Annotated in this window: 20 protein-coding genes and 2 tRNA genes; 9 read left to right on the forward strand and 13 right to left on the reverse strand. The window is 71.7% G+C overall.

From position 1 onward, the window contains the following. The first annotated feature begins 141 nt into the window (after window positions 1-141). A complete protein-coding gene (locus G6O69_RS09030; RefSeq protein ID WP_172303114.1) occupies window positions 142-537 on the forward strand; it encodes a hypothetical protein in 396 nt (131 codons plus the stop codon). A gap of 9 nt (window positions 538-546) precedes the next feature. On the opposite strand, the gene yhbY is transcribed toward G6O69_RS09030, so the two are convergent. From yhbY to G6O69_RS09045, 3 genes are all read right to left on the reverse strand, one after another. Continuing rightward, on the reverse strand, window positions 547-867 hold the full coding sequence (yhbY, locus tag G6O69_RS09035; protein ID WP_172303115.1) for a ribosome assembly RNA-binding protein YhbY: 321 nt from the start codon (window positions 865-867) through the stop codon (window positions 547-549). Window positions 868-954: 87 nt separating this feature from the next. Continuing rightward, a tRNA-Ala gene (locus G6O69_RS09040) sits at window positions 955-1,027 on the reverse strand. A gap of 65 nt (window positions 1,028-1,092) precedes the next feature. Beyond that, window positions 1,093-1,278, reverse strand: coding sequence for a hypothetical protein (locus G6O69_RS09045; RefSeq protein WP_172303116.1), 186 nt, complete (start codon window positions 1,276-1,278; stop codon window positions 1,093-1,095). Window positions 1,279-1,338: 60 nt separating this feature from the next. Here G6O69_RS09045 and G6O69_RS09050 point away from each other — a divergent pair, with 60 nt between their 5' ends. Together G6O69_RS09050 and G6O69_RS09055 are read left to right on the forward strand one after the other, a co-directional pair. Continuing rightward, a complete protein-coding gene (locus G6O69_RS09050; protein WP_172303117.1) occupies window positions 1,339-2,145 on the forward strand; it encodes a TlyA family RNA methyltransferase in 807 nt (268 codons plus the stop codon). A gap of 26 nt (window positions 2,146-2,171) precedes the next feature. Then, window positions 2,172-2,957: a protein phosphatase 2C domain-containing protein gene (locus tag G6O69_RS09055; RefSeq protein WP_176396731.1), complete on the forward strand. Its 786-nt coding sequence runs from the start codon at window positions 2,172-2,174 to the stop codon at window positions 2,955-2,957. A 6-nt stretch (window positions 2,958-2,963) separates the two neighbouring features. On the opposite strand, the gene G6O69_RS42025 is transcribed toward G6O69_RS09055, so the two are convergent. The 4 genes from G6O69_RS42025 to G6O69_RS09075 all read right to left on the reverse strand — a co-directional run bounded on the left by G6O69_RS42025 (window position 2,964) and on the right by G6O69_RS09075 (window position 9,160). Continuing rightward, window positions 2,964-4,862, reverse strand: a complete 1,899-nt coding sequence (locus G6O69_RS42025; protein ID WP_172303119.1) for a methyl-accepting chemotaxis protein — start codon at window positions 4,860-4,862, stop codon at window positions 2,964-2,966. Between the two features lie 151 nt (window positions 4,863-5,013). After that, window positions 5,014-6,831 carry an acyl-CoA dehydrogenase gene (locus tag G6O69_RS09065; RefSeq protein ID WP_172303120.1) on the reverse strand — a complete coding sequence of 606 codons (1,818 nt, stop codon included), beginning with the start codon at window positions 6,829-6,831 and terminating at the stop codon, window positions 5,014-5,016. 74 nt (window positions 6,832-6,905) lie between these two features. Further along, window positions 6,906-7,826 (reverse strand): TlpA disulfide reductase family protein, encoded by a 921-nt coding sequence (locus G6O69_RS09070; protein WP_172303121.1) that lies wholly within the window; start codon window positions 7,824-7,826, stop codon window positions 6,906-6,908. Window positions 7,827-7,870: 44 nt separating this feature from the next. Beyond that, window positions 7,871-9,160, reverse strand: a complete 1,290-nt coding sequence (locus tag G6O69_RS09075; RefSeq protein ID WP_172303122.1) for a 2-hydroxychromene-2-carboxylate isomerase — start codon at window positions 9,158-9,160, stop codon at window positions 7,871-7,873. Window positions 9,161-9,410: 250 nt separating this feature from the next. On the opposite strand from G6O69_RS09075, the gene G6O69_RS09080 reads away from it, so the two are divergent. Beyond that, entirely contained in the window at window positions 9,411-10,352 is a 942-nt protein-coding gene (locus tag G6O69_RS09080) for a hypothetical protein (protein ID WP_172303123.1), read from the forward strand. Between the two features lie 169 nt (window positions 10,353-10,521). Here G6O69_RS09080 and G6O69_RS09085 read toward each other — a convergent pair whose 3' ends face one another. Beyond that, window positions 10,522-11,349 carry a hypothetical protein gene (locus tag G6O69_RS09085; protein ID WP_172303124.1) on the reverse strand — a complete coding sequence of 276 codons (828 nt, stop codon included), beginning with the start codon at window positions 11,347-11,349 and terminating at the stop codon, window positions 10,522-10,524. A gap of 162 nt (window positions 11,350-11,511) precedes the next feature. On the opposite strand from G6O69_RS09085, the gene G6O69_RS09090 reads away from it, so the two are divergent. Beyond that, window positions 11,512-13,374, forward strand: a complete 1,863-nt coding sequence (locus G6O69_RS09090; RefSeq protein ID WP_172303125.1) for a hypothetical protein — start codon at window positions 11,512-11,514, stop codon at window positions 13,372-13,374. Between the two features lie 31 nt (window positions 13,375-13,405). Here G6O69_RS09090 and G6O69_RS09095 read toward each other — a convergent pair whose 3' ends face one another. The 3 genes from G6O69_RS09095 to G6O69_RS09105 all read right to left on the reverse strand — a co-directional run bounded on the left by G6O69_RS09095 (window position 13,406) and on the right by G6O69_RS09105 (window position 14,669). Beyond that, entirely contained in the window at window positions 13,406-14,248 is an 843-nt protein-coding gene (locus G6O69_RS09095; protein WP_172303126.1) for an SDR family oxidoreductase, read from the reverse strand. Window positions 14,249-14,299: 51 nt separating this feature from the next. Next, a tRNA-Leu gene (locus tag G6O69_RS09100) sits at window positions 14,300-14,382 on the reverse strand. Window positions 14,383-14,450: 68 nt separating this feature from the next. Further along, window positions 14,451-14,669 (reverse strand): DUF5818 domain-containing protein, encoded by a 219-nt coding sequence (locus tag G6O69_RS09105; protein ID WP_172303127.1) that lies wholly within the window; start codon window positions 14,667-14,669, stop codon window positions 14,451-14,453. A 268-nt stretch (window positions 14,670-14,937) separates the two neighbouring features. Between G6O69_RS09105 and G6O69_RS42030 the strand changes: the two genes are divergently transcribed. The 3 genes from G6O69_RS42030 to G6O69_RS09120 are packed head-to-tail and all read left to right on the forward strand — an operon-like array spanning window position 14,938 to window position 20,046. Then, window positions 14,938-17,394, forward strand: coding sequence for a peptidylprolyl isomerase (locus G6O69_RS42030; protein ID WP_346017022.1), 2,457 nt, complete (start codon window positions 14,938-14,940; stop codon window positions 17,392-17,394). Continuing rightward, a complete protein-coding gene (locus G6O69_RS09115; protein WP_172303128.1) occupies window positions 17,391-18,248 on the forward strand; it encodes a bifunctional hydroxymethylpyrimidine kinase/phosphomethylpyrimidine kinase in 858 nt (285 codons plus the stop codon). Before G6O69_RS42030 ends, G6O69_RS09115 begins: the two co-directional genes overlap by 4 nt. Before the next feature lie 52 nt (window positions 18,249-18,300). Then, the gene (locus tag G6O69_RS09120; RefSeq protein WP_172303129.1) at window positions 18,301-20,046 is read left to right on the forward strand and encodes a DUF2330 domain-containing protein; all 1,746 of its coding nucleotides are present in this window, start codon (window positions 18,301-18,303) and stop codon (window positions 20,044-20,046) included. Between the two features lie 30 nt (window positions 20,047-20,076). Here the strand turns inward: G6O69_RS09120 and G6O69_RS09125 are convergent, their stop codons facing one another. Then, window positions 20,077-21,054: an ABC transporter ATP-binding protein gene (locus G6O69_RS09125; RefSeq protein WP_172303130.1), complete on the reverse strand. Its 978-nt coding sequence runs from the start codon at window positions 21,052-21,054 to the stop codon at window positions 20,077-20,079. Window positions 21,055-21,240: 186 nt separating this feature from the next. Here G6O69_RS09125 and G6O69_RS09130 point away from each other — a divergent pair, with 186 nt between their 5' ends. Continuing rightward, window positions 21,241-22,674, forward strand: a complete 1,434-nt coding sequence (locus G6O69_RS09130) for a thioredoxin domain-containing protein (RefSeq protein ID WP_172303131.1) — start codon at window positions 21,241-21,243, stop codon at window positions 22,672-22,674. Between the two features lie 51 nt (window positions 22,675-22,725). Here the strand turns inward: G6O69_RS09130 and G6O69_RS09135 are convergent, their stop codons facing one another. Then, window positions 22,726-24,465 (reverse strand): hypothetical protein, encoded by a 1,740-nt coding sequence (locus G6O69_RS09135; RefSeq protein WP_255215746.1) that lies wholly within the window; start codon window positions 24,463-24,465, stop codon window positions 22,726-22,728. Window positions 24,466-24,558: the final 93 nt, after the last annotated feature.

Raw genomic sequence — 24,558 nt, forward strand, 5'->3', positions numbered from 1 at the left:
ACGTGCTGCGGCCGCCCCTGTCCAGCAAATCCCGCCGCGCGCGTCCGGGATCTCGACGCAGGCCAGCGCTGCGGCCTCGCAGCCCTCTCGCCGGGCTGACGGCCGTTGGCACAAAATTCAGCGGCCTGCTAGAGCACGGCCGTGGGCGAGACCCCCATCGGCCCGGACGAGCTCGAGCTCGCCGTCTCCGGCCTCGCCGGCCTCGTCGGCGGTCTGCTGATGCCGGCCCTGGGCGCGTGGCTGCGCGTGCTCTTGCAGTGGATCGAGTCGGACCGCTCGGGCCTGGGCAAGCAGCCGCGGCTGTCGGGCATGCAGCTGTTCCGCGCGGTCTTCAACACCTTCGCGCTCTTCTTCTTCTTCGTCGCCCTCGGCCGGGCGGCGGCGGAGCTGCGCGAGGTCCGGGTCGAGGCCCCGGTGTTCGCCGCGATCGTCACCGGCGTGATCGTCGGCGTGGTGATCTGGGCGATCTACGCCGCGGGCCTGTCCGCCCTCAAGGCCGACTACCAGCGCGCCAAGCAGACCCGGCGGATCCGCTGACAACAAACACTAGCGCGGCAGCTGGATCCGCGGCTTGTCGGGGAGGTCGTCCTTGCGCGGGGCGTAGAGCACGAGCACCCGACCGAGCAGGGCGACGAGCTCGGCCTTGCTCGCCGCGACGACCTCGTCGGCCAGGGCCTTGCGCTCCTCGGCGTCGTCGAGCTTGGGCAGCTTGACCTTGATCAGCTCGTGGCGGCGCAGGGCCTCGCGCAAAGCGGCGACGATCGGCTCGCCGAGGCCCTTGACCCCGAGCTGAACCACGGGCTTTTGCTCGTGGGCGAGGGCCTTGAGGTGCTGGCGTTGACGCGGCGTGAGCTTGGAGGTGGGCATGGCTCGAGCAGGCGGGGCGGGCGCGACGGCGAAGAAGCGAGCTGGAAACGCGAAAGACCCCGGTCAGCTGACCGGGGTCTTTCTTCGTGGAGCTGAGGGGGATCGAACCCCTGACCTTCGCATTGCGAACGCGACGCTCTCCCAGCTGAGCTACAGCCCCAGGGGCCCCGGAAGCTAGCCGAAGGGTTCGAGGGGTGCAAGGGGGTCGTTCAACTCCTTTGGGGGTCAGCGCCGGGCGCCGATCCACGCGCCCCAGACGGCCAGCAGCCCGGCGGCGAGCAAGATCCCCCACAGCAGCGGCTCGGCGTCCTCGCCCGTGCCCGTGAGCCACCGGGCAGCCCGCAGGCGATCCCACAGCCCAGGCCGCGGCTGCGACCCCGCGACGAGCGCGAGCAGGGCGAGCGAACGCATGGCGGCGAGGGTAGCCCGCGGCTGGCCTGAGGGGGCGATCGTGTGAGAAAAGCCGAGACCGTGGGCAGTGAGCGAGCGCCCAAGCGCAAGACGGTTCGCCTCGACAAGCTCCTGGTCGAGCGCGGGCTATGCGACAGCCGCAGCCGGGCCCAGGCGCTGATCTTGGCCGGCGAGGTCGTCGTGGGGGATCACGCGATCACCAAGGCCGGGACGCCCGTCGATCCCGAGGCCGCGATCCGCTTCAAGTCCGGAGCCGCGGCCCAAAACCCCTATGTCTCTCGGGGCGGTCTCAAGCTCCGCGCCGCCCTCGACCACTTCGCCGGCGAGGGCCTCGAGGTCGCCGGGCGCGTGTGCATGGACGTCGGCGCGTCCACGGGCGGGTTCACGGACTGCGTGCTGCAAGCCGGCGCGGCCCGGGTCTACGCCGTCGACGTCGGCTACGGCCAGCTCGCCTGGAAGCTGGCCCAGGACCCGCGCGTGGTCGTGCTCGATCGCCAGAACATCCGCAGCCTCGCGCCCGAGCAGGTCCCCGAGCCGATCTCCCTGGTCGTCGCCGACTGCTCCTTCATCTCGCTGACCAAGGTCCTCCCGCACCTGCCCCCCTTCCTCGACGAGCGCGGCGCGGAGCTCGTGATGCTGGTCAAGCCGCAGTTCGAGGTCGGCCGCGAGCACGTCGGCAAGGGCGGCATCGTCCGCGACGACGAGCTGCGGGCCCGGGCCCTGAGCGCCGTCGAGGCGGCGGCCCGAGCCCTCGGCCTGGTCGTCCGCGGCGCCATCGACTCGCCCATTCACGGCCGCGAGGGCAACCGCGAGCTGCTCTCGTGGCTATCTTGGGCCGGCAACACGGGCGCGCGAGAGCAGAGCTGACACCGCGCCCGCGGCGATGGCAAACTGTGTCCGCCGCCATGTACAAGCTCTTCAAGCGCACCCACACCCCGGGGACCTTCGAGGTTCAGATGGCAGGCGCCTGCGACCCCGGCCGGGCCCGCGACCACAACGAGGACGCGATCGCGATCCAAGAGGACGACGGCCGCGGCTACTACCTGGCGATCGTCTGTGACGGCATGGGTGGTCACAACGCCGGCGAGGTCGCCTCGGCCATCGCCATCCAGGCGATCTCCGGCTACATCGCCGAGAACTTCGGCGAGATCCCCAACGAGATCCTGCTCGAGGCCGCCTTCGCCGTGGCCAGCGAGGCGATCGACGCCCAGGCCGAACAAAACCCCGACGCCCGCGGCATGGGCTGCACCTGCGTGATGGTCCTCGGCGTGCACGATCGCCTGTGGGTCGCCTGGGCCGGCGACAGCCGCTGCTACATGGTCCACGAGGGCGAGCTCTCCCAGGTGTCCATCGACCACACCGTGGTCCAGGAGCTCGTCGACCAGAAGCTGATCACCCCGGAGCAGGCGGCCATCCACCCCTACCGCGGGCGGATCAGCCGCTGCCTCGGCCACGGCAAGAACAAGGGCAACCCGACCATCGTCGAGGCCACGATCGACCGCGAGGCCAACATCATGCTGTGCAGCGATGGGCTCAGCGACGTGCTCGAGGACGAGGACATCGCCGCACTGATCGGCCAACGCGACGTCCGCAGCTCGGCCAGGCGGTTGATCGAGGCGGCCAACGGCGCGGGCGGGCCAGACAACATCTCGGCCATCGTCATGCGCCGCGTGGTCTGAGGCCAGTCAGTCATCGCCGCGCAGGTGAAACTGCGCGGTGAGCTGCTCGAGGGACTCGGCGTGGGCGCGCAGGCCCTCGGCCGTGGCTCGGGTCTGCGAGGTCGCGGCCGAGGTCGCCGCCGCGATCTCGACCACCTGGTGCACGGCCACGGCGAGCTGCTCGGTGCTCCGCCCCTGCTGCTCGGTCTCGTAGGAGATCTTGCGCGCCGCCCCGGCGGTGTTCTCGGCGAGCTCGCGGCTTTCGTTGGTGGCCGCCTGAGAGGCCGTGCTCGCCGAGCGGATCGTCGAGACCTGCCCGCCGACGTCGGCGACGATGCCCGTGACGCGCTCGGCCAGGCGGCGCATCTCCGCGGCCACGAGCGCGAAGCCCCGCCCGGCCTCTCCGGCGCGGACGGCCTCGAGCGAGCCGTTGAGCGCGAGCAGGTCGCTGCGCTCGGCGATCTCGGCGATCAGCCCGAGCAGCTCGGTGATGCCCACGGTCTGCTCCCCGAGCTCGGTGATCCGCGCGACCATGGCGTCGGTGTTGGCGTGGGTCTGCTCGGCGTCGTCGAGCACGGCGGCCGCGGCCGAGGTGATCGCCTCGGCCGACTCGGCGAGGTCGCCGACGGCCACCCCGACCTCGCGCAGGCTCTTGGCCTGCTCGTCCGAGGCCCGCTCCTGCTCTTGAATGCTGGCCTCGATCTCCGCCGAGGCGGCGGCGACCTCGAGGGCCGTGGCGCGGATCTGGACCACGACCTCGTCGAGCTTGACGACCATGGCCCGGAAGGCCTCCTGGAGCTCCCCGGGGCGATCGAGGCGCACGCAAAGGTCGCCCTCGGCCACCCGCGCGGCCGCGCCCGCGAGCTCCTCGAAGATGTCGAGCATGCGGTTGAAGTTGCCCGCGAGGTCGCTGAACTCGTCGTTGGCCAGGGAGACGAGCCGGCCCTGGCCGCGCAGGACCCCGGTCTCGACGATCCGCCGCGTGGCCTCGTCGAGGCGCTCGAGCGGACCGACCACGGTGCGCGAGAGCGCGTGGGTGGCGAGCACGACCGGGTACAGGGAGACCAGCGAGATCCCGGCCAAGAGCAGCACCAGCAACCACGCGGAGTCGTCGTAGGGCAGGTGAACGACGACCCAGCGCCCGTCCTCCAGGGGCATGGCGGCCTGGACCTCCTTGGCCGCCGACACGTAGACGGCGGGGCTCGTCTCCTCGTGCTCACCGCCGCGTAGCTGCGCCTGCAGGGCCTCGGGCAGCGCGTCCACGCCGTCGACGAGCGCTCCGCGCTCGAGCGCGCGCCCAGACTGCACGCGCACGACATCGAGCTCGACGAGGTGGCGCCCCTCGTCCAGCGCCCGCGCCTGCCCGGCCTGGCCGGTGAGCATCGCCGTCATCCCGCCCATGCCCATGAGCGCGCTCGCGGCCAGGCTCAAGAACACCACCTTGAGGTTGCGCGTGAGCGTCAGCCGCGGCCGCTTGGGCACGAGCCCGCGCTGCTCGAGGTCTCCGGCGATCTCGGAGTGGAGATCGAAGACCGCGTGGCGCAAGGTGGGCAGCATCACCGCGGGCAAGGACAGGACCAGCGAGGTCCCCGAGAGCATGGACGTGGCGTAGAGCCCCGAGTCGAGGCTGCCCCGGAAGGCCACGGTCAGCACCACCACCTCGGTCACGACCCAGCCCAGGCTGTAGGCCAGCAAGAAGGGGCGCTGGATCTGCTGGAGGGCCTGATCCGCGGCCAGCGTGAGCTCGTCGCTCGCGTCGCCGCGCTGCCAGGCCCGGACCGGGAGCGTCAGGGCGTACAGGTGCGAGATCCAGGCGACCAAGCGCAGCGCCATCACCAAGGCGGCGAAGCTCGGCGTGTTGATGTTGAGGACCACGTTCCAAAACGTGAACGAGGACAGGCTCAGGCCGACGTCGATGGCCCCCACCCACAACAGCGGACGAAAAAATGCGTGCTTGATCCGCATCCCGATGGCTCACGCCCAGGCTAGCAGCTGCTCGACCTGGGCGGCGCGCGCCATGGCTCGCCATGATGCACCAGCCTCGTCATGACCGGCGCGCGCTCGCGCACCGAGCGAGCTACCACCCGCCGTCGGGGACCTTCAGAAACGAGTCTTCACCGGTCTCGCAGAGCTCGGCGAGGCGAGCGTTGTCCGCGAGTTCGGTGCGAATCCAGTAGCGCGCCGCCTCGAGCTTGCCGCGATAAAACTCCGCGACCTCGTCCCCAGTCTGGGCGCCGAGCCCTCGACACGCCGCACCCGCCACGCGCAGCCACTGCCAGGCGAGGATCAGGTTGGAGAACAGGACCAGGTAGTCGTGGCTGTGGGCGAGCATGCCCACCGCGTCACCCCCAACGCCGCGCTGGCCGAGCATCGCGGTCAGCTCGCCCACGCGGACCAATTCGAGCTTCACGGTTTGGCAGAGGTCCTCGTCGACCCCGCAGCGCTTGGCCCCCTCGACGTCCACGCGGATGTCTTCGCTGAGCGCCATCAGCCCGCGGCCGGCGTCGGCCATGACCTTGCGCCCGAGCAGGTCGAGGCTCTGGATCGTGGTCGTGCCCTCGTGAATGCTGTTGAGGCGCTGCTCACGGAGCCACAGCTCGGGCAGGTACTCGCTCGAGTAGCCGTAGCCGCCGTGGATCTGCACCGACAAGCTGGTCGACTCGAAGCCGCGCTCGGCGGGGAAGCTCTTGGCCACCGGGGTGAGAATGTCGAGGATCCGCTTGGCGCGCTGGCGCTCGTCTGCGTCGGTCGCGTGGACGCTTCGGTCCGCATAGCCGGCCGTGGCGATCAGCAAGCTCATGCTGCCCTCGACGATCGACTTTTGGCGCAAGAGCATGCGGCGCACGTCGGGGTGCTCGATGATCGCCACCGGCCCGCTGGCTCGCCGGCGGTCGAGGTGCCGGCCCTGGACGCGCTCGCGGGCGTAGGCGAGGGACTCGTGGTAGGCGGCCGAGGCCGTGGCCGTGCCGTTGGCTCCGACGAGCAGCCGGGCCTCGTTCATCATCTGGAACATGTAGCTCAGGCCCTTGCACGGCTCGCCCACGAGCCAGCCCAGGCAGTCGTCGCTCTCGCCAAAGCTCAGACCCAAGCTGGGCAGGCCCTTCCAGCCGATCTTGTGGATCAGCTGGGTGGTGTGCACGTCGTTGAACTCGAGGCCGCCGTCGGCGGTCGGCCGCATGCGCGGGATCGCGAAGAGCGAGATCCCCCGGGTCCCCGCCGGATCCCCCACGCGCCGCGCCAGGGTCAGGTGGACCACGTTCTCGCGCAGGTCGTGGTCGCCGCCCGAGATGAAGATCTTGCTCCCGCGGACCCGGTACACGCCTTCGGGGTTGTCGCCCTCCACGGGCGCGGCCGTGGTCGTCAGATCTCCCAGACCGCTGCCCGCCCCCGGCTCGGTCAGGGCCATGGTCCCGGTCCACTCGCCGGCGTACATCTTGGCCATGAAGCGCTCCTGGAGCAGCGGCGAGCCGAAGCTCTCGAGCAGGTGCGCCGCCCCCGAGGTCAGCAGCGGGTAGCCCACGGCCCCCGCGTTGCCGGCCATGAGATAGAGGTAGCCGACCACGGAGATCGACTGGGGCAGCCCCGCGCCACCGACTGCCTCGGAGCGCTCGGCGGTCAGCAGCCCGAGCTCGACGGCGGCGTCGAAGAGCGCCCGCATCTGGGGTGGCGTCACCACCCGCCCGTCGACGAGCTTGGCCCCGTCTTCGTCCATGGCCTTGAAGGTCGGGTAATAGACCTCGCGGGCGAGCTTGGCCGCGCTCTCGAGGTAGAGGTCGAAGGTCTCGCGGTCGAAGTCGGCGAAGTCTGGCAGCGCGCACAGGCGCATGACCTCGTGGACCTCGTGGAGCAGGAACTCGACGTCTCGATCGCGAACGAGGGGGTTGGCCGCGGACATGGCCGCAGTGTCGCACGCCCTCGGCGCCACGAACATCGCCGACGCCTTCGACTGCACCGCGCGTCCCCGCGCGCTCAGTTCTCGAGCTCGTCGCGGATCGTCTGCTCGAGCTCGCCCAGGCAGCTGCTATCGACGAACTCGTAGGCCGCGACGATCTTGCCCTGCTCGTCGATCACGAAGGAGAAGGGGAAGTTCGGCCGGTTGTAGGCGCCGGCGGCCTCCTCTCCGTCGAGGGCGACCTTGGCCGCGAGCTTGTGCTCATCGATGAAGGCCTGCACCGGCTCGGCGTCCTCGTCGGTCGCCACGGCGACCAAGGTGAAGCCGTGCTTGCGGTACTTGCGATAGATCCGGTCGAACTTGGGCAGCTCCTCGAGGCAGGGCTTGCACCACGTGCCCCAGAAGTTGAGCAGGACCACGCGCCCGCGGTAGCTGCCCGGGCCGATGTTGCGCTTGCCGTCGACGCGCGGGAGCTTGAAGCCCTTGACCTTCTCGCCGACGTTGAAGCTCTTTTGACAGCTCTTGCCCGGCTCGTGCAGCGGCTTGGGCAGGGGCTTGGGCGCCTCCGCCTGGGCCTTTTTGGACTCGCTCGTCCCGGCGGCCGCGGCGGCGGGGCTCGCCTCTTCGCCTTCGCCCTCGCCTTCACTCTCGCCAGCGACGTCGCCGGGGTCGGCCGCGGCCACGACCGCGCCGCTCCCGATGTCCACGGTCTCGCCGGCCGCCTCGCCTCCATCTTCATCTTCATCTTCATCTTCATCTTCATCGGCGTCGGCGTCTGCGTCGGCGTCTGCGTCGGCGTCTGCGTCGGCGTCTGCGTCGGGCCCCTCGCTCGCGTCCGCGCTCGCAGAGCTCGCGCCCGCGCTCGTGGGGGCTGCGGCTTCGGGCGCGCTCGTCGACGCGACCGGCTCCGGTCGACAGCCGAGCACCGCCAGCGCGAGCACGGCCGGCAGCGAGATCAACGAGGTGAGCACGCGGCGATCTTCGAAGCGAGCGGACATCGCCGGGATGGTAACGCACCGCGGACCCGCGCGAGCCCCCGCGCTCAGACTGCGCGCATGCGAGGGTCACCACCTGCGGCCCGCAGCGCGAAGTCGAGGCGGTCGGCCCCCCAAAACAGCTCGGGCCCGTGGTCGTCGTGGACCACGAAGGTCGGCGCACCGAACACGCCCGCGGCCACGGCCTCGTCGGTCACGCGGCGCAGGGCCGCCTTGATCTCGGGGCTACCCGCGGCCTCGACGAGGGCGCGACCGTCGAGGCCACAGTCCGTGGCCAACCCTGCCACGACCTCCGGGTCGGCGATGTCGCGGTCTTCGGCCCAGTAGGCGCGAAAGATCCGCTGGATCAGCCGCCGCCCCGCCTCGTCGCCGACCCCCTCGACGCCCGCGGCCAAGCTCACGCGCAGGGGCAGCACGGTCTTCATGGGGAAGCGGCTGGGGAAGCGATAGGGCGCGTCCAGAGCCGCCGCCTGGCGCTCGATGTCCATGCTCGTGTGTCGACGCTTGGCCTCGCTGAGCGAGAAGAGCGGCACGTTGACCATGTCGACCTGCTTGAACACGGCGCCGAGCAGCATCGGTCGCCAGCGGACCTGGGCGGCGTCGAGCTCCCCCGCCGCGATCCGCCGCTCGACGCCGGCGCAGCCGAGGTAGGCGAAGGGGCTCGAGTAGTCGAAGAACACGTCCATGGGCGCGCGCGTCGGCGGGATCGCCTCGCGCTCGACCGCGCCACCTCGCAGGCGCGCCTCGACCATGGCGATGCGGTCCGTGCCCCAATAGAGCGCCTCGCCCTCGCCGACGTCGATGACGAAGGTCGGCGCCCCGAACACACCGGCGGCGATCGCCTCGTCCGTGCGATCCCGCAACGCCTGCTTGATCTCCGGCGCCTCGATGCGCGCGAGGATCTCGTCGGCGCGCGCGCTCAGACCCGCCCGCCCAAGCACCTCGCGCAGCCCCTCGGGGCTCGAGATCTCCACGCCGTCGACCCAATAGGCGCGATAGAAGTGATGCATCAGTGGCAGATAGGGTGGCCCCACCACGAGCACCGCCCGCAGCGCCTCGACGGTGCGCATCGGGTGACCGGCGGGCATGCGCAGTGGGACACCGGCCATCGCAGCTTGGCGCTGCATGTCCGCCATGTTGTGGCGCGCCTTGGCCGGCGAGAGCACGGAGGACAAGTTCTGCGGAGTCTGCCGCGCGCGGAACACTCCGCCGAGGAGCATGGGGCGCACGTCCAATTGGGCCTCGCAGCGCGCGGCGAGGCCCTCCACAAGACCCGCGGCCAGGTACGCGTAGGGACAGGAGAAGTCGAGGTAGACACGCAGCGCGCGGCCGGTCATCTTCGCGAGGGTAGCGCAGTCGACTGAGTTGGCGGCAATCGGCGTTCCATTGCCCGCCTCTTGCGTTTTGGACTCACGTGGGTCATGATTCCCCAAGCGCTGACACTCCTTCGAGTGCCGTGGTTGACGTTTCGCAGGGCTTGGCCCCGCGACGCGGACATCACGGCGAACGTCGCGAGTGGCCCTCAAAGAGAGCCGGTCCTCAACCGGGCCGAGTCGAGCGCTTCACCCCAACGAGGAGTCGTCTGCCATGGAAGCCAGCGTCGAAGTCGAAGAGCCCGAGGTCGCCGAGGATCAATTCTACCGCCACAGCAAGCGCGAGAGCTGGGGAGTCGCGGTGTTCTTGTGGGAGCGCGACGAGAAGCGAGCCTTTCGGTTCGCGGACGGCGAAGTCCGGGTGTTCAAGAAGGGCTTCTACGAGCTGATGGTCCCGACCGAGGCCCCCGGCGACGGCTCCGCGGCGCAGCTTCGCGCCCAGGTCAACAACGCGGGCTCCAAGAAGGCGCTGCCCAGCGTTGGAGATCAGCTGGTCTTCCTCCTCGCCAACTACCCCAAGGGCTTCACCGGCGAGGCCTGGCTCGAGAAGCACCGCGGTGAGGGTCGCCGACTCAAGCGTCATCGCGACCCGGCGATCGCCGAGGCCCGCGAGCTCCTCGCCCACGACACCCTCGCCCAGCTCGCCGACGCTGGCGACCACGAAGAGATCATGCGTCGGTGGATCGACGTGCTCGCGGGCACCGACCTCGCCCCGAGCTCGCACCTCGCCAAGCTCAAGTCCATGCCGGCGAGCGCCGACACCTCGGCGGCCCTCGTCGAGGTCACCCGCGACCCCGGCCAGGACGGCGCGCTGCGTCGCCTCCAGGTCGCCCTCGTCGGCGCCCGCGGCCCCGCGACCTCGTGGCAGGTGCTGACCGGGACCTTGGCCCTGCTCGCTCCGGTCACGCACCTGTGCGTGCGCCCGAGCGTGTTCTCGACCCAGGGCTCGATCGTGATCCCCAACTTCAAGGCGCCCAGCCGCCCCAACGAGGCCAGCTACCAGCGCTACCTCGAGGTCGCGCGCCTGGTCACCGAGGAGCTCACCGAGCTCGGCCACGCGCCCGCCGACATGTTCGACCTCTACGACTTCGCCTGGGTCACGCTGCGCCCGGCCGCGCTCAAGAGCTACGGCGCGACCAAGCCCTCGGTCAACTGAGCCGACCCTGCCAGGGCACTCCCTGGACAAACGAGCCTGGACAAACGAGCCTGGACAAACGAAAGAGCCCTCGCGTTTCGACGCGGGGGCTCTTTGCATTGGCCGTCACGCGGGGCGTCGTCACGCGGGCGTCCGCGGGACGCTCGAGAGCGGACCGACCGGCCGCGGCTCAGAAGCGAGCGGAGTAGCCGACGCCGGCGTAGCCCGGGCCAAAGACCGGGAGCACGGCGCTGTTTTGCGCGGCCTTCTTGTTCTTCTTGACGCCGATGACCAGCAGCGCGATGCCGGCCCCGAGGAAGATCGGGGCGATCACGCCGCCGGTGATCGCCAGGGCGTTCATGGTCTGCCCGCGGCTCTTGGCGGACTCGTACTCGTCGCTGCCGACCTCGGCGTTGTCGTAGTCGCTCTGGGCCGAGAGCCCGCCGATCACACCACCGAGGAGCACGCCGATCCCACCGACGCCGACGCCGGTCAGCACCGCGCCGCCGATGATCAGCGGCTTGCCGGGCTTCTCGGGCTCGGGCGGCGGCTCGGCCGGCTTGTTGGCCTCGGCCTGGCGCCGCGCCTCTTCCTCGGCCTTGCGCCGCGCCTCCTCTTCCTTGGCCGCGATCTCGGCGAGGAGCTCGTCGATCTTGGTCTTGTGCGTGCCGATCTCCTCGCTGAGCTCGACGCCGCTGCCCTCGAGCAGGGCCTCGTACTCGTCGAGCAGGGCCTTGGCGTCGTCGACGTGCTTGCGGTCCTCGTCGGCCGAGTAGGCGCGCAGGTACGCGTCGAGGGCGAGGTTCATGATCGTCTGACGCGTGGCCGAGTCCGGCCCCTCGTCGACGGCGCGCACGGCCTGGGCCCAGAAGTCGGCCGCCTCGGCGTACTCGCCGGCGTCGAACTTCTCTTGACCCTGGGTGTAGAAGTCCTCGACCGGGCCGGCGTGCGCGAACTGGAGAGGTGCGACGACCAAGGCGGCGGTGAGCAAGCCCGAGAGCAGCAAAGAGCGGGTCATGTCCGGGCGGACCATAGCACGCGGTCGCGGCTTCTGGGACCTGCGCATGGGTCGAGCGGTCTGCGCGCAAGGGCGGCCCGCGGTCCGGTCCCCGGCGACCCCGGTGCCCCCCCGACAACCCTCGCGGCACCCCCACTGCCTCCCCACGGTTACCATGACCGCGTGACCTGCCGGCACCGCTTCGCCCTCACCTCCTGGGCCCTCGCGGTGGGGTCCACATCGGCGCTGGTCTTGGGGTCCACACCGGCGCTGGCCAGCCCCACCGAGCCTGGCCAGCTCGAGCAGCCCCTGTCGACCGCCGAGGCCTGCTCGACCTGCCACGACTTTGCCACCCCCGACGCCTGGGCCGAGTCCGGCGGGAGCGTGGATCCCTGGGCCTGGCGCGGCTCGATGATGGCCAACAGCGCCCGCGATCCCGTGTTTTGGGCAGGCGTCGCCCTGGCCAACCAGGACTACCCTGGCGAGACCGAGGACTGCGTGCGTTGCCACTCACCGCGGGCCTTCCTCGAGGGCGCCGGGGATGCCCTCGCCCTCGAGGAGCTCGGTGAGGATCAGCGCGAGGGCGTCGATTGTGACTTGTGCCACCGCATGATCGACGACGGCGAGACGCCCGCCGGGAACGCCCGCTACGTGCTCGCGGACGCCCCCGAGGGCGAGGGCGTCCCCCGCTTCGGGCCCTGGTCTTACGAGGGGGGAGCCGAGCCCGAGCACCCCTGGGGTCAGGACCTCGAGTTTCTGCCCGGTGCACGCATGTGCGGCACCTGCCACGACGTGAGCACGGCCCGCGAGCGCGTCGACGACGAGGGCGTCGGCATGGGCGTGCCCTTCAACGAGCAGCGCACCTACAGCGAGTGGCTGGGCAGCGCCTACGCCGAGCCCGGCGGGGCGGATCAGGCCAGCTGCCAGAGCTGCCACGTGCCGGCCATCGAGGGCACGATCCTCGGCTGCAACATGTTCGCCGGCCAGCCCCACGAAGACGGGGGCAGCCGCCACGTGCTCGTCGGCGCCAACGCGACCACCTTGCGCGTGCTCGCCTCGCTCTACGGCGACGCCGGCACCGGCGAGGTCGCCGACGCCCGCTTCGAGGAGTCGATCGCCTGGACCGAAGAATTCGCGCGCACGGCCGCGAGCCTCGAGGTCGACTTCCCGGCGGCCGTGGACCTCGGCGAGGGCCTCCCCGACCTGGCCGTGACGGTGACCAACGAGACCGGCCACAAGCTGCCCAGCGGCTACAGCGAGGGGCGGGTCATGTGGCTCGAGCTCCGCGCCAGCTACGGCGACGCCGTGGTCTGGAGCTCGGGCCTGTGGGACGCCGAGGCCCTGAGCATCGAGGGCGACGAGCAGCTGCGCCGCTACGAGGCCATCGCCGAGCGCCACAGCGACGGCACGCGCAACCACCTGGTGCTCAACGATCACTGGCTCGTCGACGATCGGATCCCCCCCAAGGGCCTGGTTCAAGATCTCGAGACCGACCCCGTGGGGGATCGCTATGCCCTCCAGGCCGACGGCACCTGGCCACACTTCGACAGCCACGCCTACAGCTTCGCGCCAGCGAGCGTCGACGACCTGACCCCGGCCGACGCCAACGACGACCAGCTCGAGCTGCGCGTGCGCCTGCTCTACCTGATCAACACCCCCGACTATCTCGACCAGCTGCTCGAGGACAACCTCAGCAACGACGCCGGGCAGCGGGTCACCGACGCCTTCGACGACCTCGGCGGACCCCAGCCGATCGTCCTCGCCGAGGCGAGCGCCAGCGTGACCCTGACCGGCCTGCTCGGCACGGGCGCGGACGAGAGCGGCGGCGACGAGCTCGGGAGCGAGGGCGAGAGCAGCGACGAGGTCGGCAGCGAGGGCTCCGGCAGCGACGAGACCGGGGAGCCCGGCGCAAACGCGAGCGAGGGCTGCGGCTGCGCGAGCACGGATCCCCAGCGCGGCGGCGGGTGGGCGTGGGCGTGGCTGTTCGCATGCCTCGGCCTCGGCGCTCGCCTGCGCCTTTCGGCTCGCAGCGAGTCTGCGGTGTAGAAGCTGGACACCTGGCGGACGCCCACCTCGCTCACTCGAGGCGCTGACGCACGAGCTCGTCGTCGATCTGCTCGTCGGTCCACAGCCGCCGCCCCTCCATCCCTCCGGCCACGGTCAGCGACTCTCCGCTCAGGTGCCGGGCCAGCGCCGGCGAGCTCAAGAACAGCGCCGCCTGGGCCACGTCCTCGGGGCGCGCGAGCTGGCGCAGGGGCATGGTCGCGCAGACCTGGTCGATGGCCCCGGGCTGCTCGAGGGCCTTCTCGGCCATGGGCGTGACGGTCCAGCCGGGCTCGACGAGGTTGACCCGCGCCCAGGCGTCGACGTGGACGATCTCGTTTTTGAGGCTGCGCATCAGGCCGTAGAGCCCGGCCTTGCTGACGGCGTAAGGCAGGTGGTTGGCCTCGCCGAAGCGCCCGGCGGTCGAGCCGATCAGGCACACGCTGGCCCCGACGCCGTCGGCCCGCGGGCCGTGCTTGGCGAGCTGAGCCACGAAGCTGCGGCAGGTGTAGATCGCCCCGAGCAGGTTGACCTCGAGGACCTCGCGGATGCGCTCGGGGTCGAGGTTGTGCAGGGGGACGTCGGTCTCGGGCCAGATGCCGGCGTTGGCGATGGCCACGTCGACGCGTCCAAAGCGCTCGCGGCCGCGCTCGAGCAGGTCGTCGAGGGCGTCCGGCTCGCGCAGGTCGGCGGCCCCGACCACGGCGCGCTCGCCCCAGCCCTGCAGACCAACGAGATCTTCGAGGTGCTCCGAGCGGCTCTTGGCATGGAGCAGCAAGTTGGCGCCCTCGTCGGCGAAGGCCAGGGCCAGGGCCTCGCCAATGCCCCCGGAAGCGCCGGTGATCAAAACGGTGAGGCCCGCGAGCTGAGTGCGCATCCCAGACAGGTTAAACGCGAACCCCGGGTTCTAGGAACCCGGGGTCCGGTTTGCGAGGAAAGGGACTTGAACCCCCACGGCTGAAAGCCACACGGACCTGAACCGTGCGCGTCTACCAATTCCGCCACCCTCGCGGAGTCTTTGGGCGGAGGAACCTAATTCGGACGCCCAAAAAGGTCAACGGCGACCGATGCGTGGTCCCTCACAGAGCTTCGACTTTTTCCACCGCGAGGGCCGGGCCGCTCATGTGGATGCCGAAGCCTCCACGCTCGACGCGGCCGGTGACGCGGACGCGCTTGCCGGGGCTGAGGCCCGCCTGGGGTCCGCTGAGCCGGAAGACCTCGCCGCCCTCGGTCTCGAGCTCCAAAAAGCCGCCTTCGAGCTCGCTCTTGCGCACGGTGCCGGTGTACTGCTTCGACATGGGGCAGGAGTATAGCCCCCGACGCGCGAGCGGCCGGCCAGGACGCCTGTTCGCGGGGCTATCGAACAGCTGGTATTTTGCACCGGTGTCCTGGCGAAGCCGGCCCGAAGAGGGCTCGAGGGGTGACGTGGCCCGCCGCGGGTGCGCGTCAGATCGCGCGAAATCCGTGAGGATCCTCGGGATTTTCGTGGGCCTGGGCCTGGGCCTGACGGGTTGCGGGGAGGCCAGTGACCCGAGGGGCTCTCGCTCGCCGAGCGAGGCGCGCGACGTGAGCCCGGCGCAGATCGACGAGGGTCCCGGCCGCCCCAGCTGGGGTCCGCGGGTGCCCGACGAGGCGTCCATCGACCCACAGGTCCTCGCCGGCCTGCTCGCCGCCGAGCTCGAGCGCTCGCCCCTGGCCCCTCGGCTCCAGGCCGTGCTCAGCGAGGGCGAGGGCCCCGCGCGCGTCCGAGCGCTGTGGTCGCTGGCGCGGATCGGCGGCCCGGTGGCCCGGGATCAGCTCCAGGCGCAGCTCGACGGCGGCGGCCCGCAGACGGGCGGCCTGGCAGCCTTGGCGCTCCTCGATGTCCCCGCCTTCGAGCCCGGCAGCCCCGCCGAGCCGCTCCCCGACAGCGCCTGGGCGGCCGTCGAGGACGCGCTGTGGACCCGCTACGCGGTCACGGATCCGCAGGCCTCGGCCCAGCAGCGCGCTCTGCTCCTGGCCATCGCCCGGATCGGCGGGACACGCTCGATCGAGCGCCTGGGCGTGGCTCTGGCCGACCTGCCTGATCCGGTTGGTCAGCCTGGTCAGGGCTCCCCGGATCCCGCCCTGCTCGCGCGCTGGTCGGCCGAGATGCGCGGCCTCGGCCTGCTCTGCGCCCGCGGCCTGGCCCTGGGCGAAGGTCAGGCCGCGCCGCTCCTCGCCGGGCTCGCCCGCGGTGCGCGCGACGAGGCCGAGCAGGCCACCCTCTACGCCCTGGGTCGCTGCGCTCGCACCTCGGGCGAGGTCCTCGCCGAGGAGCGCGAGGCCCTGCTGCGGGCGCTCCAACCTCTGGTCGAAGCGATCCCCGCGAGCCCCAGCGAGGACGAGCTCGCCGGCCTGGCCTGGCGGGCCATGGCCGGCCTCGGCGAGCTCCCGGATCCGGTGCCGGCGGCGGTCCTCGCCCTCGACTCCCCCCTGTCCTGGACCACCGAGGTCGAGGCCGTGCGGGCCATGGGCGCGACCCGGGCCGGGCGCGCCCAGCTGCGCGCGCGCCTGCGGACCCTGCCCGCCACGGCCTTCGCCGGGCCGCGGCAGCACGTGCTCTCGAGCGCGCTCCAGGCCATGCGCGGCGGCGTGGCAGCGGACCCCCGGGCGGCGGACGCCGAGCTCGTCGGCGTGGGCGAGCGTCTGCTCGAGGGTCGGCGCAGCGACGATCCCCGCCTGCGCCGGGTCAGCGCCATGGCCATGTGCGAGCTGCGTCTGCTCCAGGCGATCCGCGTGGGCGAGCCCGAGAGCGTGCGCGGCTGCGACGAGCTGCGCGACGCCCCCGCCATCGACGCGCTGCCCGAGATCTGGCTGGCCAACCTCGAGGTCGAGGCCCTGCTGCGGGCCACCCGGCCCACGGGGGCCGAGGGACAGACCCGCGACAACCTGGGCACGGCGGCCATCGACGAGGACTCGGCGCTGATCGGCGGCGCGGGGGTCGACGGGGCCGGCCCGGGAGATCCCGTCCGCCGCGCTCGCGTGGCCAGCTTGCTGACCATGGCCCGAGATCCCTCGCCGGCCCGGGCCACCCCGGCGCTCGCGGCCCTGGCCGAGCTCGACGACCCCGCCGTGCTCCCGGTGCTGCGCGCGGCGCTGATCCGCGAAGACCCGGGGATCCTCGCCGCCGCGACCACGGCGATCGCCGTGCGCTCCGTCGACGCGGCCAAGCGCGACCTCGAGGTCGTCCCCCTGCTCGAGGACATCGTCCGCACGCGCACCGAGGCGGCGGCCTTCGAGGCGCGGCTCGCCGCCATCGAGGCCCTGGGCGCCCTCGCCCGCAGCACCCTCGCGGCCCTCGACCCCGACGGCAATCACCCCTCCACCGGCGCCGCCGGGGACAGCCCCTGGCTCGCCCGGACGATCCTCCCCCTGGCCCAGGACCCCGCCGTGGCCGTGCGCCAGACCGCCCGCGGGGCGATCTTGGGCCACGAGCAGCTGCTCCGGGCCTTCGACGAGCGCGCCGCCCGGGTCGGCGCTCAGGCCCTCGTCGGCGACCCCGGCGACGGCCCCCGCCCGCGCGCCCCCTTTGGCGAGCGCCTGGCCGCGGACCTCCAACAGCAGCTCGACGAGCCCGCCCGCGGCCTGCGGATCCAGACCACCGCCGGCAGCTTCACCCTCGAGTTCACGGGCATCAGCGCGCCCTACAACCAGGCAAACCTCGCCGCCCTGGCCACGGCCGGCTTCTACGACGGCCTGAGCTTTCACCGCGTCGTTCCAGGCTTCGTCGTCCAAGGCGGCGACCCGCGCGGCGACGGCTACGGCGGCCCCGGCTACCTCGTGCCCTGCGAGCGCTCCAATCTGCGCTACGAGCGGGGCACCGTGGGCATGGCCCTGGCCGGCAAGGACAGCGGCGGCTCGCAGTTCTTCATCACGCAGACGCCCCAGCCTCACCTCGACGCGCGCTACACCGTGATCGGTCAGGTCGTCGAGGGCATGGAGGTCGTCGATCTCCTGCTCCCGGGGGACCGCATCGAGGCCGTCGAGGTCCTGCGCCCGTGAGCCCGGGCCCGGCCGAGCAGGACGACTCGATCGGGCTGATCGGGGGCCTCGACCCCACCGGCGGCGCCGGCCTGCTCCGCGACGGCTGGACTGTCCAGGCCGTGGCGCCGCAGCTGCGGCAGCTCGCCGTGGTCACCGCCTCGACCCGCCAAGGCGGCGACGTCCCCGTGCAGGTCGGGCCCGTCGATCCCCGCGGCCTCGCCCGCGCCCTCGCCCGCCTGGCCGCGGCGCCGCGCCTGCGCGCCCTGAAGATCGGCATGCTCCCCCCGGACGCCGTCGCGCTCGTCGAGGCCCTGGTGCTCGAGCTGCGCCGCCGCGAGCGGCCGCCATCGATCGTCCTCGACCCCGTGCTCCGGGCCACCGCGGGCGGCTCCCTCGGCGCCGCGTCTAGCCTGCTCGCCCTCGCCCGCCACGTGGATCTGATCACCCCCAACCGCGACGAGCTCGGGGCCCTCGCGCAGGCGCTGCGTGCCGACGGCCAAGTCCACGCGCACGCGAGCGAGGCCCTGGCCGCTGGCCTCGGCGTCGCGGTGCTCGCCAAGGGCGAAGCCCCGAAGCGAGCCCCCCTCGCGGCACCCCTCGCTGTGGGCCGCGTCTGCGACCGCCTGCTGCTCCCCAATCCCTCGGCCGGGCCCAGCCAGCGCCTCTTCGAGCGCCCGCGCTGCGCCGGCCCGGATCCGCGAGGGACCGGCTGCGCCCTCGCGACGGCGATCGCCTGCGGCCTCGCCCGCGGCCAGGCGATGACCGAGGCCGTCGCCGCCGCCATCGCCTGGCTCGACGCGGCCCGCCGCCACCTCCACCCCGGCCGCGATGGGCGACCCCACCTGCCCTGGCACTCCAGCCAGCGGCCCTGAACGCACGTCGCCACGCTTTCGCCCGCCCGGCGAAGTCTGCGAGACTCGAGCCATGTCTCGGTCTGCCCCGCGCCGCATCGCCGCTGCCTTCGCCGCCTCCCTCGCTGGCCTGACGACCCTGGCCGCCGCGAGCGAGGCCCAGGCCTGCGGCGGCTTCTTCTGCGACGCCGGGCCCACGGTGATGACCGTGGATCAGACCGGCGAGACGATCGCGTTTTGGATCGACGAGAGCGGCAGCGAGCCGTACACCGAGGCCCACATCCAGATCCAGTACGAGGGCGACGCCGAGCAGTTCGCCTGGGTCGTCCCGGTCACCGGCGTGCCCGAGATCCTCGTCGGCTCCCAGACCCTGATCGACAACCTGCTCGCGGCCACGGTCCCCACCTTCACGCTCCAGAGCTCGAGCACCGGGGACTGCTTCGGCGACTCGGGGCTGTGCGGCGGCTTCGCCCTCAACGACGCGAGCTTCGCCGCCGACGAGGTCGGCGACACCGGCGAGTGGGGCATCGACACCGACACCAGCGGCCCGGAGATCCTCGACCGCGGCTTCGCCGGGGCCTTCGAGTACGTGACCTTGACCGGCGACGACATCGACGAGGTCGTGACCTGGCTCGACGACAACGGCTACCTCCAGGACGAGGAGGCCCCGCCGATCCTCGCGGAGTACCTCGACGAGGACTTCGTGTTCTTGGCGATCAAGCTGCGCAACGGCGCCGACATCGACGAGATCCACCCCCTCGTGGTCCGCTACCCGGGCACCGAGCCGTGCATCCCGATCCGGCTCACGCGCATCGCCGCCGTCGAGGACATGGCGATCCGCGGGCTGTTCTTGGGTCAGACCCGGGTCGCGTCGAGCAACTGGCCGCAGGTCGAGCTCGAGTGGGCGCAGCTCGACTGGCTGGGCGACACCGCCGCCAGCTACGACGAGCTCATGTCCCTGGCCATCGACGCCGCCGGCGGCCGGGCCTTCGTGACCGAGTACGCCGGCCCCGACGATGTCGTCAGCGAGATCGGGATCTACTCGGCGGCCTGGATCCCTGCGGCCTACGCCGAGATCGAGCCCGCCGAGCTCATGGACGTGCTCGCGTCTCAGTCGCTCTTCGGCTGCGCCGAGGACTCCTCGGGCTACACCTGCAGCTTTGGCCACCCCCTGGTCGAGGGCCTCGTGCGCACCTACCTGCCCACGCCCGAGAGCCTCGACGACGAGGAATTCTGGGACTGCCCCGCGTGCTTCGAGGCCCTGATCGACACCAGCGCGTGGACGCAGCAGCCGGGCTTCGCCGCCGACTTCGAGGCCCGGATCTCCGACCCGGCGTTCCACGCCCTCGAGATGCTCGAGTCCTCCTCCTACCTCACCCGCCTGAGCACGCGCCTGTCTCCCCACGAGATGATCGAAGACCCGCTCTTTCACCCGGTCACGGGCCTGGGCGAGCTCGACAACAACTTCACCGCCGTGCAGATCACCGACTGCGACGGCGGCCCGACGACCCTCTCGCTGCCGCCCACGAACGAGGGGGTCGAGCGCGTGCTCGCGCTGCCCGAGGACCTCTCCATGCCCGCGCTCGAGCTCGACCCGGCGCGGCGGATCGTCCGTGTGCCCGCCACCGGCCTCGAGCAGGTCGAGGTCGACAACGGCCCGGCCAACGACGCGATCATCGACGCGTGGAACGACGACCGGATCCAGGGACCCTCGCCCTGGAACTGCGCGACCATCGGCGCGCGCCCCGAGGCCACGCTGACCTTGCTGGCGCTCTTCGGCATCGCCGGGCTCCAGCGACGGCGCCGGCGTCGGGCCTGACCCCGAGCCCGAGCCCGAGCCCGAGCTCGATCAGGCGACCTCGTCGCGGCCGATGCTCTGGTAGACGTCCTCGAGGTCGCTGCGGATCCGCGTCAGCGCGATGACCTCGACGTCGGCGAGCACGAGCTCCTTGAGCAGCTTGGCCGCGCGCGACTCCTCGCCGTGGATCCGCACCCGGACCTTGCCGCGGTCGGCGGTCGCGGGGTCGAGGGCCTCCTCGCGGTGCAGCGGGAGGATCTCCTCGATCAGCCCCTCGTGGGCGCGGAGGATGGCCAGCGCCTTTTGCAGCCCGGCGGTGATCGAGACCTCGTGGACCCGACGGGCGACCTCGTAGCGCTCGATGACCTCGTCGACGGCGCCAAAGACCTGTAGCTCACCTTTTTGGATCAGCGCGACGGTGTCGCAAAAGCCGTCGAGCTCGCGCAGGATGTGGCTGCTGACGACGATGCCCACGCCCTCGTCGGCGACGGCCCGGAGGATCTCGCGCAGCTGCCTGCGGCCGAGGGGGTCGAGGCCGTCGGCCGGCTCGTCGAGGAGCAGGAGCTCGGGGCGGTGGACCAAGGTGCGCGCGATCGCCAGGCGCTGGCGCATGCCCTTGGAGAGGTCCGAGATCTGGTCGTCGGCCTTGCTCGACAGCTTGAAGATCGCGAGCAGCTCGTCGACCCGCGCCCGGGCCTGGGCGTCGTCGAGGCCGTAGCACTCGGCGAAGAAGCGCAGGTAGCCAGCGGCGCTCATGGTCGGGTAGAGCCCGGTACCGTCGCCCAGAAAACCGATCCGCTGGCGCAGCGCCAGGCGCTCGGCCCAGGCGTCGCGCCCGTCCCAGGTCACCCGGCCGCGATCGGGGCGCTGCAAGGTCGCGAGGATCCGCAAGGTCGTGGACTTGCCCGCGCCGTTGGGCCCGATCAGCGCGAGCACCTGCCCAGCCTCGATCGCGAAGCCGAGCTTGGACACGGCGGGGCGGAGGTCGTCGTAGGAGTGAGTAATGTTCTCGACGCAGACGGACTTCACGGCTGCTCCTCGGCTCTTGCCCGACGCCCGGCGCCGGCGAAAGGTTCCCGGCGCCTCGCCCCGGGCCCTCGATGGTAGCGCCCTCGATGGTAGCGCCCTCGATGGTAGCGCCCGCCCGCCGTCGGCGCCCGCTCCACGCGCTCGCCCGCGTTTCTCCCCCGCGAGAGCCTGCTACCCTCCCCGCGCATGCCAACCCTCCGCGCCTCGCTGACCCTCGCGCTCACCACCTTGCTGCTGGCTCCAGCCTGCAAGCGCGGCGCGGACGAGGACCACAGCCAAGCGCCCGAGCCAGCCGCCGCGCCGGCCGAGGGCACGGGCGCCGACGCCGAGTCCGACCGCTCGATCGCCGTGGTCGGCGACGGCGAGCTCGAGCCCGACCCCGAGCAGATCGCCGCCGGCGTGCCCTACCTGCGCTTTCGCGTGGACATCGGCGGCTCGCCCAGCCGCGGGCCCGCCGACGCGCCGGTGACCATCGTGATGTTCTCGGACTTCGAGTGCCCCTACTGCGAGGAGGCCCTCGCCACCATCACCGCGCTCCAGGCCGACTACCCCGACGAGATCCGCCTGGTCTACAAGGCCTTCCCCCTCAACCGCCACCCCACGGCGATGCTCGCCGCGCTGATCGGCTACTCGGCCCACGCCCAGGGCAAGTTCTGGCCGTGGCACGACAGGGTGTTCAGCGGCGGCGGCATCGACGAGCCCACCTTGGAGCGCTACATCGACGAGGTCGGCCTCGACCGTCAGCGCCTGGCCAAGGAGCTCGACGAGCTCGACTACGCCGCCGAGGTCCGCCGAGACCTGCGCACGGCCAAGCGCCTCGAGCTGCGCTCGACCCCGGTGTTCTTCGTCAACGGCCGCCGCCTCGACGGCGCACGGCCGCGGCGGGTGTTCGAACACGTCATCGAGCAGGAGCTGTCCTTGGCCAAGGGCCTGGCCGAGAAGGGCGTGAGCGCGGCCGAGCTCTACGAGTTCACGACGCAGTGGGGCTACACGGCGATCGTCTACGAGGACGCCCGCCCCTCCCTCGACGAGGACTCGGTCTACCCCGTGCCGATCGGCGACGCCCCGACCCGCGGCCGCGACGACGCGCCGATCACCATCGTCGCCTTCTCGGACTTCCAGTGCCCCTTTTGCGCCCGCGGCCACGAGCGCATGGAGGCCCTGCGCCAGGAGCACGGCGACGACATCCGCTTCGTGTTCAGGCACTTCCCCCTGCCCGGCCACCCCCTGGGCGCGCTCGCCTCCCGGGCCAGCTTCGCGGCCCGCGACGCCGGCAAGTTCTGGGAATTCCACGACGCCGTCTACGCCTTCGGGGCGCGCTACACCGCCGACGATCTCCTGGCGATCGGCGACGAGCTCGGCATCCCCCGGGCCGCCCTCGAGGAGGCCATGGTCGGGACCGAGCACGACGCCGCCATCGAGGCCGACATGGACCTGGGGATCCGCCTGGGGATCACCGGCACGCCGGCCTACTTCATCAACGGCCGCCCGGTGGTCGGCGTCCAGCCGCTGCTGGACTTCCGCATGCTGGTCGCCGAGGAGCTGCGCCGGGTCGAGGCCGCCCGCAACGAAGGCGTGGCGGCGGATCAGATCTACCGCCACCTCACCGGCACCGACTGAGCGGCGGAGCAGATCGACCGCCACCTCACCGGCACCGAGTGAGCGCCCGCGTCAGCCCTCGCCGGCCACGGGATAGATCGGGCGGATGTCGACGGGGATGTCCTCGATCGCGCCCAGGGCCTGCGCCATCGCCGGCGAGAGCACGGCGTACTTGGCCAAGAAGGCGTCGACGGCCGCCTTGTCGCCCTCGTGCTGGAACATGACGACGTCGTGGACCAGGGCCTCGATGGCGGCCTCGAGCTTGGCCGGGTCGACGGTGAAGCGCCCGCTCTCGGCGTCGAAGCTGGCCGCGCCGGCCTCGAGGTAGCGGTTGATCTGGAAGGCCGCGCCCTTGCCGTGAGCCTCGGCCACGCCGAAGCGCACGCTGCGAAACAGCCCCGCGAAGTAGGTGAAGAGCAGCGGCTCGCGGAACTCCGCGGGGAACAGGCCCTCGTCGATCATGTAGAGGATGTTCCACGCGCCCATGACGTCGGCCTTGCCCTCCTCGAGGGGCGAGTAGCTGGCCCCGAGGACGACGCGGACCTCGACCTCGCGCTTGCCCTGCTCGACCGTGGCCGGCCCGAGGCTGTGGCTGAGCTCGTGGAAGAGCACCTCGTTGAAGAAGGCCTCCTGGGAGAGCAGCCCGAGCTGGTCCTCGTTCATGATCCGCGCGGCGATCGGGGTCATGATCGCGTCGAACTTGGCGTTGATCGAGTTGCGCAGCATGACCTTCTTGGCGCCCTTCTCGGCGCGCACGCGCTCGTCGTTGGGCAGGTTGAAGGCGATGGTCTGCACCGACTTGCGGGCGTCGCCGGAGCTATAGACCAGGTCGACCACGCGGATCGGGCTCTCGGAGCCGCGCTTGGTCTTGACCTTCTTGGGCACCGGCAGGTGCTGCTCCATCTTGGGCAGCCAGTCCTTGTAGACCGCGAGCTTCTTGCTGGCCTCGGGGTCCGAGACCGTGACGAAGGCCTCGAAGGCAGCCTTGAGCCCGAGCAGCTGATCTTCGTAGGTCTCGTACGGCCCGATGGTGATCTCGACGCGGCTGTCGAGGTCCATCCAGTCCTTGTCGGACTGGTAGTAGTCGTCGCTGCCGAACGCGGCCGCGCGCGAGCGCAAGAAGGTGGCCAGGGACTCGTTTTGAGTCGCCGCCGCCGCCGCCTCGAGCTTGGCCGCGGCCGGCTCGAGCCACTGGCGATAGGCCTGGCCATAGGCCACGGGCACGAGCCGAGCGGGGTCCTTGGGGTCGCGCTGGACCACGGTGAACAGCCCCTCGAGCTCGGCGCGCATGGCCGGGTTTTGCTCGACGTAGGCCTGGAACTCGTCGGCGCTCAGCCCCGGCGGGTAGAAGCCGGCGCCGGGCGGGTGGGGGATCTGCACGGCGAAGGGCGAGAAGTGCTCCTGGCGATCCCACGGCCCGCGCATGATCTGGAAGTAGGCGAGGCGCAGGGCGTCGGCCTCGCTCGCGCCCTCGGCCTCGGCAGCCGCGATCAGCTCGGCCTCGCGGCTGGGGTTCTCGGCCCAGACCTGGCGCGAGAAGATCGGGTCGAGGAGCTTGGCCGCCGCGATCAGCTCGGCGAGGGCTTTTTGCTCGGACTCGGGCAGGCTCGCCACGTCGGCCTCGAGGACCACCGGCACGAACTGCTCGACCTTGGTGCGCAGCGCCGCGACCTCGGCCGCGTCCTCGTCGCCCCCGCCGCCCTCGGCCTCGACCGGGGTCGTGGGGCCGCCGGGGTCGGGCTGGGGAGCCACCGCCGACGCGGAGTCGGCCTTGGGGCAAGCGAGCAGCAGCAAGGAGAGGGGTGCGGCCAACAGAGCATCGAAGCGGGTCACGAGCGCGCAGGGTAGCGCGTTTTCAGGCGCTCGATGGGGACGCCGCCCGGGACTGCCGACGCGGTCAGCCAG

It is taken from the genome of Pseudenhygromyxa sp. WMMC2535 (genome assembly GCF_011083025.2).